This window comes from Paenibacillus sp. ICGEB2008 (assembly GCF_000307675.1).
GTDB classification, from domain to species: Bacteria; Bacillota; Bacilli; order Paenibacillales; family Paenibacillaceae; genus Paenibacillus; species Paenibacillus polymyxa.
Genome location: NZ_AMQU01000006.1, coordinates 263383 through 276802, shown reverse-complemented (window position 1 = coordinate 276802; position 13420 = coordinate 263383). Strand labels below are relative to the sequence as shown.

Annotated in this window: 10 protein-coding genes; 3 read left to right on the top strand and 7 right to left on the bottom strand. The window is 46.5% G+C overall.

Annotation, left to right across the window (positions count from 1 at the left end):
* Positions 1–37: 37 nt before the first annotated feature.
* From C400_RS0104745 to C400_RS0104715, 7 genes are all read right to left on the bottom strand, one after another.
* Positions 38–2161: an endo-1,4-beta-xylanase gene (locus tag C400_RS0104745; protein WP_017426140.1), complete on the bottom strand. Its 2124-nt coding sequence runs from the start codon at positions 2159–2161 to the stop codon at positions 38–40.
* A 104-nt stretch (positions 2162–2265) separates the two neighbouring features.
* The gene (locus C400_RS0104740) at positions 2266–3189 is read right to left on the bottom strand and encodes a carbohydrate ABC transporter permease (protein WP_016822680.1); all 924 of its coding nucleotides are present in this window, start codon (positions 3187–3189) and stop codon (positions 2266–2268) included.
* 463 nt (positions 3190–3652) lie between these two features.
* The gene (locus C400_RS0104735) at positions 3653–4633 is read right to left on the bottom strand and encodes an ABC transporter permease (protein WP_017426139.1); all 981 of its coding nucleotides are present in this window, start codon (positions 4631–4633) and stop codon (positions 3653–3655) included.
* A gap of 14 nt (positions 4634–4647) precedes the next feature.
* Complete coding sequence (locus C400_RS0104730; protein ID WP_017426138.1) at positions 4648–6315, bottom strand: ABC transporter substrate-binding protein; 1668 nt, start codon at positions 6313–6315, stop codon at positions 4648–4650.
* Between the two features lie 124 nt (positions 6316–6439).
* Positions 6440–8206 (bottom strand): sensor histidine kinase, encoded by a 1767-nt coding sequence (locus tag C400_RS0104725; RefSeq protein ID WP_017426137.1) that lies wholly within the window; start codon positions 8204–8206, stop codon positions 6440–6442.
* Positions 8203–9834, bottom strand: coding sequence for a response regulator transcription factor (locus tag C400_RS0104720; protein ID WP_016822676.1), 1632 nt, complete (start codon positions 9832–9834; stop codon positions 8203–8205). Before C400_RS0104720 ends, C400_RS0104725 begins: the two co-directional genes overlap by 4 nt.
* Positions 9835–10225: 391 nt before the next feature.
* Positions 10226–10567 carry a cupin domain-containing protein gene (locus C400_RS0104715; protein ID WP_016822675.1) on the bottom strand — a complete coding sequence of 114 codons (342 nt, stop codon included), beginning with the start codon at positions 10565–10567 and terminating at the stop codon, positions 10226–10228.
* 215 nt (positions 10568–10782) lie between these two features.
* On the opposite strand from C400_RS0104715, the gene C400_RS0104710 reads away from it, so the two are divergent.
* The 3 genes from C400_RS0104710 to rd are packed head-to-tail and all read left to right on the top strand — an operon-like array spanning position 10783 to position 13418.
* Positions 10783–12018, top strand: a complete 1236-nt coding sequence (locus tag C400_RS0104710) for an FprA family A-type flavoprotein (RefSeq protein WP_016822674.1) — start codon at positions 10783–10785, stop codon at positions 12016–12018.
* Positions 12019–12051: 33 nt separating this feature from the next.
* Positions 12052–13245 (top strand): NAD(P)/FAD-dependent oxidoreductase, encoded by a 1194-nt coding sequence (locus C400_RS0104705; protein ID WP_017426136.1) that lies wholly within the window; start codon positions 12052–12054, stop codon positions 13243–13245.
* A gap of 2 nt (positions 13246–13247) precedes the next feature.
* A complete protein-coding gene (gene rd / locus C400_RS0104700; protein WP_016822672.1) occupies positions 13248–13418 on the top strand; it encodes a rubredoxin in 171 nt (56 codons plus the stop codon).
* The last annotated feature ends 2 nt before the right edge of the window (positions 13419–13420 follow it).

The following is a 13420-nucleotide window of genomic DNA, read 5'->3' as shown; positions in this document are numbered from 1 at the left end:
TAAAATCTTAGTCTTCTACTCCTCTGTCTCAAATCATTTATTCATTACTCCCTACTGGCAGCGGCGGCACTTTGGATGGATCAACCAGCGCCCAATATGCATATTTGGCCTTTAACCGTTCATTGAACAGCAGCGGCTTATCCAGCCGGGCAATCGGGAATGTAGTAAGCCACGTATTGCCATCATCTGTCCCCCAAATCGTCACATTGCTGAGATGTTCCTGCTGTCTTGTAAACATATCGAACAGCGCCTGATAACGATGAGCCTGCCGGATCAGTAGAGCTTCAGGAATCGTTTCGTAGCGATCCGTATCATTAGAGTAGAGGCCCATATCCAGCTCTGTGATCTGATTATCCAGCCCGAGTGAAGCAAACTTTTCGATGGATTGCTCGATTTCGGCAATAGTAGGGAACTCCAGGCGGATATGCGATTGGTGACCTACGCCATCAATCGGTACACCTTTGGCAAGCAAATCACGCACCAGATTGTACAGAAAATCCCGTTTCTTCGGTTCATGGGTATTGTAATCGTTAATGAACAACCGCGCGTTTGGCCCCGCCACTTCCCTCGTGACACGGAACGCTTTTTCAATATAATCGGTTCCTGTAATCTGATACCACTTGCTACGGCGCATGCCGTCTGGCTGATCAGGATCAATGACCTCATTCACCACATCCCAATCGGTAATAACATTTTTATAACGAGCGGCAACAGCACGAATATGCGTCTCCAGGCGGTCCAGCAAAAGCTTTTTATTCTCAGCAGTCGGTGTCATCGGCTGTCCATTTTTGTCCTTAAACATCCAATCCCCGGTTTGGTTATGCCACACTAAGGTATGGAAACGAATTTCCAATCCGTGCTGTTTTGCAAATTGCACAATTTGGTCTGCTTCCTCCCAATGGAACTGCCCCTCGGATGGTTGCAAGGAGACAGGCTTCATCGCATTCCCTGCAACGACGCTGTTAAAATGCTTCTGTACCAGTTCTCCGTAAGCCCCTTCGGTCTGGAAAGCCTCAATCGCTGTGCCGATGCTGAACTGTCCCTGATATAATCCATGCAAAGAAGGTATGTCCTTCTCAATCGCCAGCGGCGGCACCAGGGACAATTCGAAATCATCCATATAAAAGGAAGACGTCCCTTCTGGCGATTCCAGGTACATAGAAACGGCATCTGTGTCATGTGCGAGCGTATACGTGCCAGCCAAATGCATCCATCCTCCTGTCGTAATCGCCGTATCGCCTACAATCGTTTCATATGCACTTTGTCCTTGATAATCACGCTGTACGCTGAGCCTCACCTTGGCAGGCTGCTCACCCGGCGCCAGCTTCACCCAGGTGCTGACCGTATAACGGTTGCCCTTTTGCATCGTGGCAGTCACGTCCAGCTTGGGACCGGCATATGCCTTTTGTCTGCCTGTTGTCAGCAGACTGTATGAGCCGGTCCGTGCATCGGCATTCGAGACCTGCACAGTCTCGGCTCCTAAGCGGGATACCCAACCTTGGGCTGTGCCATCTTCAAACCCAGATACAATCCCACTTGTAGGATTCGTTGGTGTTACTGATACCTGCCTAATTTCCACCTCATCCACATAGTAGGCCTGAGCGGGGTTCGAGTTCTCCACATACAGCTTCAATGCATTCATCTCCCCGGTAAACGTATATCTCCCCTGAAGTTTAATCCACGAAGTATCTGCTGTTTCAGTCTGGGCTACAGTCTTCCATGCTGTAGTCCCCCCTGTCGGCTGCTGCTCCATCGTAAGCTTAATCACGCTTGGAATTGCCGCATTGCCGTCCAGTTTTACATACCCGCTAATTTCATACTCCACATCCGGCAGCAGCAGCGGCTTCACATCCAGCTCTGCTCCGTTCCAAGCCGCCGTACGAGCGGTTGCCTTCAGACTGTGCGTACCGCCATAGGCCGCTTCCGTGACGGATGCAATTTGGGTATAAGCTCCCCGGGGCTTCCAGCCGTCACTGTTTCCTTGCTCAAATCCATACGTTTTAATGATCTTCCCTGCCGATAGCACCTTGTCCGAAACCGACGGAGAATGTTCCATAGACGAAGCTGCCTTCGCTACAGACGTTCCCCACCATCCGATAGGTGATAACAACAGCACTCCAGCCAGTACCAGACAAAAAGGCGTATACCAACATGACCGCACAGCAATCCCTCCTGCACTCAAATTTTTGAATTCATATTTGGCACTCTTGGATTATAGTTATCTGCGGATTGGAAACGGCTCTTAGAATGAATGTAAAATATTCACTATCCTTTGACGCCTCCCAAGGTCATACCCTTCACAAAATATTTTTGTAAAAACGGATAGACTAAAATAATAGGCACTGAAGCAACAATCGTCATCGTGGCACGAATAGAGGTAGGCGTAACCGCCTTCGCCAAATTTTCCGACCCTGCAAATTGGCTGGCATAGTCCTGAGCGTTAACGGACGTATTGGAATTTTGTAGAATTTTCATCAGCTCATATTGGAGAGTGCTCCATTGCTCATACGACGAATTGTACAAAAATACATCGAACCAGGAATTCCATTGCGAGACCGCCGTGAACAGGGATACTGTTGCCAGCACTGGCACACACAGCGGCAAAACAATGCGCATAAAAGTAGCAAACTCGCCAGCCCCATCAATACGTGCCGACTCCAAAATCCCCTCTGGCAATCCCTCAATAAAGGAGCGAATGACTATGACATTAAACACCCCGATCAAGCCCGGCACGATGTACACCCAAAAGGTTCCCAGCATCCCAAGTTCACGAATCAAGAGAAAATTTGGGATCAATCCACCGCTAAAATACATCGTTAAAATAAAAGCAATCGAAACAAATTTGCGCAGCACATATTCCGGTCGGCTGATCGTATACGCCACCATTGCGCAGCAAAACACTGAGGTCACTGTACCCGCGACCGTACGTAATACAGAAATTAACGTAGCATGAAAAATCGTCGCTTCCTTGAATACAAATTCATAATTACTCCACGTGAATTCACGCGGCCACAAATAAATCCCACCCCGAATCGAGTCATTCGCTTCATTTAATGAAACCGCCAACGTATTTAAAAATGGATACAGCGTGAACACCATTAGGCACAGCATAAACACAACATTGCACGCATCAAAAATCCGATCCGAGGGCGCCCGAAATCGCCCGTGTATGGCCTTCCCTTTGCCCATGACTTCCTCTCCTTTCTAAAAAATAGCCTAGTCCTGCACTTAAATCCGATTGATTATTCTTAGAGTTTGTTGGTACTGTTACTTGGAACTATCATTTTGAGTGGTTATATCTAGTGGCAATTGGAGTGAATTATGTGGATTATTTTTGGGACTATAAGAAGTCGTGTTGTAGTTCGTTGGTAAGGTCTTGATGAGGTCCGCGAAGCGGCCTGTTAAAAATCCACTGACCTTCCCTGTAGAATGGATGAGCAAGTTCCCCTGCTACAACCCTCAGTTCTTAAAAAATGACTTTACGGAGGATAGCAGCGGAGCGGGCGGAATTGTTCTAAAGAAGCGGAGCGTTCACCTTTATTCCCGGATTTTAACCTATGATTTTTATTCCAATAAGAAAATCCGGGGATAACAGTGATCGGAAGAACAATCCGCACGCGAAGCGACCTTCTCCCCCGTAACTCACTCTTTTTTAGAACAACCGCTCCTCCCCTAACCGCTTCGCAATATGATTGGCGCTAAACAACAGAATGAAGCTAACCACCGTTTTGAACATTCCAGCAGCAATGGAAAGTGAAAAGTTCCCCATCTGGATACCATATTTCAGGACGAAAATATCTAAGTTTTCCGAGTAATCCACGTTCATGCCGTTGCCCAGTAAATATTGCGGTTCAAAGCCTGATTCCAGCAGGTTGCCAATGTTCATTATGAGCAGGATGATAAATACAGGCTTTAGTCCCGGCAAGGTCACATGCCAAATCCGCTGAAACCGCCCTGCTCCGTCCATCTCGGCCGCTTCATACTGCGAGGGGTCAATCGTGGTCATCGCGGCCAAATAAATGATGGTATTCCAGCCGGCATTTTTCCATACCTCCGACGATCCGAGAATCCCCCAAAAGTAGCTTCCCTCACCCAACCACAGAATAGGTTCCTTAATGAGTCCAAGCCACATCAGCACCTCATTGACAATACCACCGTCTGCTGATAGCGCCGTACTAATAATGCTGGCCGCAACTACCCACGAAATAAAATGTGGCAAGTAGCTGATCGTCTGCACCACTCGCTTAAATACAATCTGACGAAGCTCATTCAGCAAAATTGCTAGTGTTATAGCGGTAACAAATCCCAGCACCAGATTAATAAAGCTCATCGCCAGCGTATTGCGCATCACCCGCAGAAAGTGTTCATCCTGAAATAGAAAACGGAAATGCTTCAATCCAACCCATTGCTGATCAAGCAGCTTGCGGGCAGGCTTAAAATCCTGGAAGGCAATCGTCCAGCCCCAAAGAGGCAAATATTTAAAAATAAGCAGCCAGATTAAAAAAGGGACGGACATCCATACGAGTGCACGCTGCTGATTCAGCTTGTGTATAAATCCCCTAAAGCCGGTTCGCCGTGAGAGCGGCAAATGGCCCGAGGAGGTCGTAACAGGTGGCGGTGACGTGTAGCTCATAGCTGCTTCCTCCTTTATTTTTTCCCGACCGTCTTGATTTTTTTGGCAACCTCCTTCGTGATCAGCTCCTCAAAGGCCTTCACATCCAGCTTGTTAAACTCGGTGGTGTATTCCTTCCAAATGGCATCAAACTGTGCCGGTGCAGACAGTACCAAGCGCGGGAAATATTTGCGCTGCAGGTCTCCTTTCTTTTGCTGGAAAATCTGCGCAGGCGAGCCTTGATCAACCTGAATGCTCCAGGCTGGGAACCATGGACGCTCGTCAGGTGCGGAAAACATCTGCGAGAAGGACTCTACACCGTTCGCTTTAAGCAGCTTTTTATCACCTTCGGTATACGACATCCGCGCAACCTCAGGCTGCCGTCCGGGGCTAGCCGAGTTGCCGTCGGGCAAGGAAGAACCGTTACCGTACCGCGGCCAGCTGTATTCAAAATATTTGAACCCAAATGAGTCACGGAACGCATCCTCACCCGTCTTCTTAATTTGCTCCTTGGTCCGATAAAAGCGCCCATTTTTATCTACATCATAGGTTTCACCTTTGATCCCCCAGTTGGATAATACCTGGTTTTCGTCGGTCAGCAGATTGTTGAAAAATTTGATGATACGTACCGGGTCCTTGGCACTGACTGTAATTCCGATGCCTCGGTTATTAACAAATGACGACGGATCAAGATACTGATCCTTTATATTCCGGTCGTATACAACAGGCAGCCCTACATATTCCAGATCATCATTACCCGAACGCTTGGAAGCCTCCTGCAGGTTATTTAGAGACTGCCCTGCCTGCCAGCGATAATCGAAAAAGCCCAGCACCTTACCCGAGGTTAGCTTCGCCAAATATTGGTCGTAATTGTCTACAAAGGAGGATTTATCGAATAGGCCCTCTGCGTTAAGCTGATTCAGTTCCTGGAGATACCGCTTTGTGATTTCCTCATCTCCATAATCCGTCGCCTGGTGTGTTTTCATATCAATAATCGTGCCGCCATCATTGGGATAGCCTGCCAGATGCATCGGCGCATTCGTAAGCGCATAAAACCTATCCTGCGTGGTTAACGCCAAGTACCCGGTTAATCCCTCGTCTGCATGCTTTTTCGCATAGTTCCGAATCAGAGCCAAGTACTCATCTAAAGTTTTTATTTTTGGGTATCCCGCCTCCTTCAACACTCTACGCTGTATCCAAAAAGCTCCCTGCTCTATATTAGGAGCAGACAAATAATCACCGACCACCGCACTGAACGGCAGGAAATAGATATTCCCATCCTCCGCTTTCATCAGATTGTAGTACGATCCATATACACGCTTGATATTTGGCCCATATTTATCGATCAAATCATTCAGGGGAATAAAAGCCCCGGCATCCAGCAGTTTATCAATCGTGCCATCAGGTACAATCACGTCTGGATAGTCATTACTGGCAATAAACGTGCCGATTTTCGTATTCGAATCCCCTACCAAATGCTCCAGCTTCCAGTTCACGCCGGTCTGATCTTCCAGTATTTTTCCGATCCGCGTTTCATTGGTATTAATGTCTCTTCCCGCCGTGGCATTAAAATACGTGAATGTGACCTTCTCCTTGCTATCTCCCGACGCAGGCTCCTTACCCGAGCTCCCTGAGCAAGCAGCGATCATAGATGCCATCATAACCATTACCAGACTGATGATTCCGAACCTTTTGCTTGTCATGCCAGACCTTCCCCTTTCGGCCTCTTTTGTCGATTGTGTGTGAATAGCAAATTGTAAGCACTTTCATTTTATAAAATGCCTTTCATTTTGTTCACCTGTCAATCTATAGGTGTTACTTAGGAAACTATAGGTCCCGATCCGCAGGAATCATTATACGAATCTCCGTACCCTCGCCGGGGGCACTGCGAATGACCAGCTTAAAGCGGTTGCCGTAGTAAAGTTTTAGACGATAGATGACATTTTGCAGACCTATACGCTCACCCATTTCTTCCTGCCTTTGCATGTAACCATATAAGCGCTGCACCTGTTCCGCAGACATGCCCACCCCATCATCCCGAACCGTTAGCATCAGTCGTTCTTCCTCATGCTCAAAAAGAATCTCAATGCGTCCCCCATGCTTTAGCGGCTCAATGCCGTGGATACTTGCATTTTCAACCAGCGTCAGTACGACCATTTTGGGAATCAAATTGTCCAAGTCTTCGGAGCGTGCCTGTACATCGTACTGTATTCGCTCACCAAAGCGATATTGTTGGATTTCCAGAAAACAACGGATCAACTCCAGCTCGTCCCGCAAAGTAACCCGATCCTTGTTCCACACCAGCGAATTGCGGAAAATCCGTGCCATATTATGAATAATGCGGGCTGTCTCATCCTCATGCTTCATCAGGCTTCGCATACGAATCGTCTCCAGCGCATTGAACAGAAAATGGGGGTTGATCTGGCTGTGAAGTGCATTCAACTGGGCGTGCCTACGCTGAATCTCCAGATTTTTTCGCTGAATATCGGCCATATAGACATCGTTAATCAGTCGTTTGATTCTCAGCGTCATCCGGTTAAATTCACCTGTGAGCTGTCCGATTTCATCACTCGAGTCCATACCTGGAATGAGTTCAAAATGCTGATTTTTCACCTTCTTCACATGTTTCAGAATGCGATGAAGCCGCACGTTCAGCGAACGTGTAATCCAGATAATGATCAAGGTGGGCAGCAGCATATTTACACAGGTTAACAAGAGCGCAAAATTGCGAGGTTCCTGCATTTCATACAACACTTCATCTCTGGATACCGCAGCCACAATGCTCCAGCCGTTCAGATTATTCGTAAGCACATAATGAGTCTTGAATTCCATGGTGTCATTGGGTAGCTTGAGGGTGCTATAGGCCACGCTCTTATGATTTATATCAACCTTGGGGTCATTTGTATATTCGACTTCTCCCCGTTCGTTAAGCAGAAAGAGACTCCCCTGCAAGTTCAAGTTATTGAAAATCTCCCGAATGGATGACATTCGCAGCTCTATTTTCAGTATTTTTTCACGACCATTTTGGGAATAAAAATAGTTCATCCGTCGAATCAGGCTGAAGGGGTGTAGCTGCTCAGCGGTACTGTCGTCAGTACGGACAAATATAGGCTTGGACTGGCGTCCAGGCGGGATTTGGGTATACCAGGGGAAGCTTTTGACCCTCTCATCTATAAAGCTGATTCCCCCGGAATCCATTAGCGTTGGATTATCTGTATAGATCGTAATTCCACCCACGGATTGGTACACAGGACTGTAAGTATTGTTTAAGATACGACGTAAATAAGAGTCATAAACAGCAATATAGTCAGCAGGGTGGGGATATGTTTCTTCCAACACCTCATTGAGTCGATAATCGGTATAAAAGATAGACGAGATTTCCATCGCATCTTCAAATTCCCGGTAAAATTCAATTTTAATTTGTTCCAGTGCGCGCGTAATATCCTGAATACGCTGTTCTTTCACATTTTGCGAGGTAACATGGTAAAAGATCAGATTGGTCAGCACGATAGGTGTAAAAACACAGAGGAAATAAAGCAGCAGCATTTTATCTCGCAGCCGTATATGATCCAGGATAGTTCTCAGCCTCTTCATTCGCCGGACCTCTCTGGCTCGTACCCAGCACTTAGGCTATTGCGGTATTCACTTGGCGTGACGTGCGCCAGCTTTTCAAACTGAGTCACAAAATAGTCTGAACTGCCGAAGCCCACTCGCTCCGCAATTTCATAAATACGCAGGTCCGTCTGCCGCAGCAGGCGTTTCGCCTCCTGAATGCGCAATTTCAGCAGAAATTCGTTAAAGTACACCCCGTATGTTTTTCTGAACAATTGACCGAGGTATACCGGATTCATGTAAAAGTGAGCCGCTATGCTTTTCAGGCTTATATTCTCGGCAGCATGCTGCTCAATATAAGCACGGATGTGCTGGATTCCTCCCTGCTGACATTCCTTGCGCAACGTCCCAATATATTTTCCACTTTCTTCGGCAAAGGCTGTAAACAATCGTTGGAGTTCACCCAACGACAGATTCATATCCTGCCAGTTTATCATCGGTTCCAGTGACTGGAGTGAGCGCTCATTTCCCTGCATGTTTTGAATGACCCGCACGATACTAAGAACGCATTGATGCAGACTCATTTTCATAGCCTCAGGAGCATAATACTCTTCCCGAAAGCTGCTAAATAAATAACCTACGGTCGCACGTAGCTCTTCCAATTGGAGCTCCTCCACCTGCTCTGTCAAGCTATCCAGTACGTCCTGACGAATGGTCCTATAGTGGAGGGATGGCATTTCATCCTGTAAAAAGATAACAATACCACTAGGGTCATGAATGTATTTATGAAGCACTGCTTCCTTTGCACTGGCATAAGACTGCTGGATATCCCGCAACCGATTTACAGGACTTCCCGCATAAACGAATACCCGAATTCCCAACTGGTTTTTTACTGACTCCATCCCCTCTATCTCCTGTTGTAGCGCTTTCATAAACAATTCTACTTTGGCTCCAAAACCCTCTAAAAAGAAGTCCGGTACGATAAGACCAACCCGGTTACGATGCTCATGGACATAGAGGGGGTACTTGCCGTCCATTAAACGATGAAGCGCTTGCTCTATAAGCTCCCTGAACTGGAAAAGCGATAGCATGACACCATCGTCACCGGAGCGCCAAGGATGCTGATCATTCAGCTCAACAAGTACATAGTACATACACGTGGCTTCTCCAAGCCGCAACTGTTGCTCCCAATGTGTCACCACTGCATCATCCACTGGGTTCATCATCATCGTCTCTAACAGCCCGCCTGTAAGGTGGTGTTGATATCGCTGCGCGTTCTGTTGCTCACGGTGCAATCTTTCACTCAGCTTGCGCAGTGTAGCCGAAAAGTCCTCATCATCAACCGGCTTGAGTATAAAATCATGCACTCCATAGCGGAGTGCCTGCTGTGCATAAGTAAAATCACTGTAACCACTCATGATAATAAAAGCAGGATGTTGGGTACCCCGTTCGAGTACGGATCGAATCAGCTCTAATCCATCCAGCACAGGCATACGAATATCGGTAATGATCAGATCCGGGTGAAGACGACTGATTAGCTCCAGCGCATCCTCACCATTATCAGCTTCTCCCACGATTTCAAAGCCACAGGTTTCCCAATCCACAAGTTGAATTAGCCCTTTGCGGGTGAATATTTCATCATCCACCACAATGGCTCGATGCAGCTTCATAACCTGCCTCCTCCTTTCAATGAAACGTTATTTTATTGGGGTTGACTACTTCGCGGGCCTTGCACGATATCCCAGCTGGAGAAATATGGCCTTTGCAACGTATTGTGGCACTTCGAGAGCAGTTTGTACAGACGGGATTTCATCATAAGGTCGCTCCAAAGCGTGAAAACTATTGCCCCCAGCTGCTTCCTCGCCGAACACAACCGTGACCTATAGTGGCTTGTTGATGAACAGACATCCAGCGTTGTCACAGATACAGTCATCCAGCTCAGAGGGGAATGTATAGTCTATTTCGGGGTGTGGCTCTCCAATAAGAAAGCCGCTTGGTCATTTAAACCAAGCGGCTTTCTTATATTTGGATTGCGTTTTCTCTTCTTGTTATTTCTATACTTTATACATTTTGTGCGTAGCTTTCACTTGGCGTTTTGGTCAACACCACATGCAGGCTGGAGTTCGCTCCCGCACCACCACGATAGGAAAAGTGCTCATCTCCAGTAATATGGATCATATCCCCTTGGACAACTTCCGTTTGTTCACCATTTACAGTTACAGTACCGCTTCCTTCAAGAACGAGCAAATATACATTCGCTCCTGGATGGTTATGTGTTGGCAACTCAGCATTAGGGGTGAAGTTGAGAATAAAAATAACATTGTCAGCTTCCTTATGCACAATTCGTTTTGTAAATGCAGCTTCTTTATATTCCTGAAATTGAATGAGGTTTGATTTTTTCATGTAGATTCACTCTCCTGTTTGTAATTGGATTGGGCCTATATAGTCTTATTGTATTTGATTATTACGCTCGTCTTGTGATTGCGATCACAAACATAAATTTAAGTCATAAATACTTTGAAATATTCAAAAATTTGATTTCAATCATCTTTTTCATCATCACATCTAGCTAGAATCAAATTGTGTTAGACAAACCAAAACAACAGGAGGTTATTCCTATGAAACCAGGATTCAAGCTGGCAAAGAATATATATTGGGTAGGAAAAATCGATAATCGTGAGGTACCCTTTCATCGGCTTACCCTATCTAAGGGTACAACCTATAATGCATACTTACTAAAAACCGGAAAACCAACCATTATAGATACCGTAGATATGGCGTTCGGTAGAGAATTTGCCGAAGCTGTAGCGGAATTGATCGACCCGTTGGATATTCAATATATAATCGTCAATCACACGGAACCGGACCACTCCGGCGGGTTGGCGGCCCTTGCTTCCAAGGCAGCAAACGCCACCATTGTCTGCACTGAGATTGCCGTTCCGGAAATTCAGCAGATGTACAAGCTCCAGCATCGGAACTTCCTCGTAATCAAGGATGGGGATCAACTCGATATTGGAGGCAAGACACTGCTATTTAAGGAAACACCTTACCTCCATACGGAGGAAACCATGATTACGTATTGCGTGGAAGATAAAATCTTGTTCCCTTGCGATATTTTCAGCACACACGTAGCTGTAGAGCATCTATTTGCCGATGAGGCCGGTTTTGATATTACCGAGGATTTTATCGGATACTACCAGGCTATTATTCATCCACATCGCAGATATGTGCGTACATTAATCGAAGCTGTATCTGACTTGGATATTGAGATGATTGCTCCTTCCCACGGCTTCGCGATCCGACATGATATTGCCAAATTTATTGATTTGTACGCATCGATGAGCACCGAAACCAAGGATGATAAAAAAGTAGCGATTGTTTATGCCACCTTAAAAAATAATACTAAAAAAATGGCAAACATCCTGAGAGATTGCTTTTTGGAGAACCAAATCAAGGTGGAGCTATGGGATGTAGATAAGGCGGATGAAACCGAGATATTAAATAGTATTGCCTCAGCGGATGCTGTTTTCGTCGGTAGCTCTACCAAATATGCCGACATGACAGGCAAATTGGAAGACCTGCTGCAACAAATGCAAAAGATGAATTTGGAAGGCAAGCTTGCTGCCGCCTTTGGCTCCTATGGCTGGAGCGGTGAAGCCATTGAGGTCGTACAGGATTACTTGAACGGTACTAATATGAAAGTCCAAAGTACTTCAGATGTAATCAAGTCAACGGGTATGACGCATGTGGAATTTCCGGTACGTGTTCGCTTCTCTCCTACAGAAGATGAAAAAGTGAAAAAAATAAAAAATGCTGCTGAATTTGTCTCAGATCTGCTGCTTAGTGTTATTTAGCGCAGAAAGCTAGAGGAATAGGAGAGATGCCGAATGGGTAACCAACATTACGTTATAATCGGAGGCGGCGTGGCCGCTATCAACGCGGCAAAAGCAATTAGAGATCATGATGAGTTAGCCGAAATTTCGATTTACGGGGAAGAATCCTCCCTTCCGTATAACAGAGTCAAGCTTTCCAAGGCGCTATTTACTGACTTGCATAGCGACAAAATCCTGATCAAAAAGGAAAAATGGTTTGCCAATCAGCGGATTAACGTTTATTCCGGCATAAAGATCACCGCGATACACGCAGAGGACTGCACCATCGAAACAATAAATGGACAAACCGTTGCTTATGACAAGCTGTTGCTGTGTACAGGAGCCCATAACCGTAAGCTGGTGCTGGACGGGGCTTCACTAAGGAACGTTCACAACATTCGGTTTCGACAAGATGCAGACAGACTTAAAGCGGAATTGCGAGAGGGAGACCGGATATGTATCGTCGGGGGCGGTATTCAGGGTGTAGAAACCGCCTGGTCCTTCCAGCAAGCCGGATATGCCGTCACCATTCTGGAAGCTTCGCAACGGCTGATGCCCCGTCAGCTAGATGAAAAGGCATCCGCTATTTTGACCCGCCGAGTAATCGAACAGGGCACCCAGGTATGCCTTGGACAAGGCGTAAAGCGTATTACAGGCACGGAGCATGTAGAGGGCGTAGAACTGCAGGACGGCACTGTTATTCCCTGTGAACATGTCGTGTATTCTATCGGCATTGTACCTAATACGGAGCTTGCTCGCCAAATCGGTCTTGATATCAGACAAGGCATTCAGGTGAATGCGCAGATGGAGACCAGCTTCCCCAATATATACGCAGCAGGTGATGTAGCCGAGTTCCACAATAGAGTAGATGGATTATGGGAAAGTGCTATGGAACAAGGGAAAATAGCAGGCACTAATATGGCGGGCGCCTCCGCAGCTTACCAGCGTCCCATTCCTGCCACCCTGTCCAACAGCTATGAATGCCCCTTGTTTTCCATCGGTCTGGTAGATGAACAGGCCTGCGACAACAGCCTGACCCGTGAAAATCAAGTTTCTTATACACGTATGTTCATACAAAACGGCTCTATCTGTGGCGCGATTGGCTTCGGAGATGCTCTTGCTTCACTTCCATATAAAGCAGCCATTACCCAAGGACTCAGTCCGGACGCACCAGAGCTTACAAAAATTTTAGATGACAAGGAGAATTAACAATGAAAAAATATGTATGTCAGCCCTGTGGATACGTTTATGATCCTGCTATAGGTGACCCTGATGAAGACGTGATGCCAGGTACAGCGTTCGAAGACCTTCCAGAGGACTGGGTTTGTCCAGTCTGCGGTGAGGATCAAAGCCATTTTGCCCCTATAGATGATACAAAATAACA

Bases quoted from the DNA above. Each gene is read 5' to 3' on its own strand.
- C400_RS0104740 (WP_016822680.1), bottom strand. From the start codon at position 3,189: ATGGGCAAAGGGAAGGCCATACACGGGCGATTTCGGGCGCCCTCGGAT.
- C400_RS0104735 (WP_017426139.1), bottom strand. From the start codon at position 4,633: ATGAGCTACACGTCACCGCCACCTGTTACGACCTCCTCGGGCCATTTG.
- C400_RS0104730 (WP_017426138.1), bottom strand. From the start codon at position 6,315: ATGACAAGCAAAAGGTTCGGAATCATCAGTCTGGTAATGGTTATGATG.
- C400_RS0104725 (WP_017426137.1), bottom strand. From the start codon at position 8,206: ATGAAGAGGCTGAGAACTATCCTGGATCATATACGGCTGCGAGATAAA.
- C400_RS0104720 (WP_016822676.1), bottom strand. From the start codon at position 9,834: ATGAAGCTGCATCGAGCCATTGTGGTGGATGATGAAATATTCACCCGC.
- C400_RS0104715 (WP_016822675.1), bottom strand. From the start codon at position 10,567: ATGAAAAAATCAAACCTCATTCAATTTCAGGAATATAAAGAAGCTGCA.
- C400_RS0104710 (WP_016822674.1), top strand. From the start codon at position 10,783: ATGAAACCAGGATTCAAGCTGGCAAAGAATATATATTGGGTAGGAAAA.
- C400_RS0104705 (WP_017426136.1), top strand. From the start codon at position 12,052: ATGGGTAACCAACATTACGTTATAATCGGAGGCGGCGTGGCCGCTATC.
- rd (WP_016822672.1), top strand. From the start codon at position 13,248: ATGAAAAAATATGTATGTCAGCCCTGTGGATACGTTTATGATCCTGCT.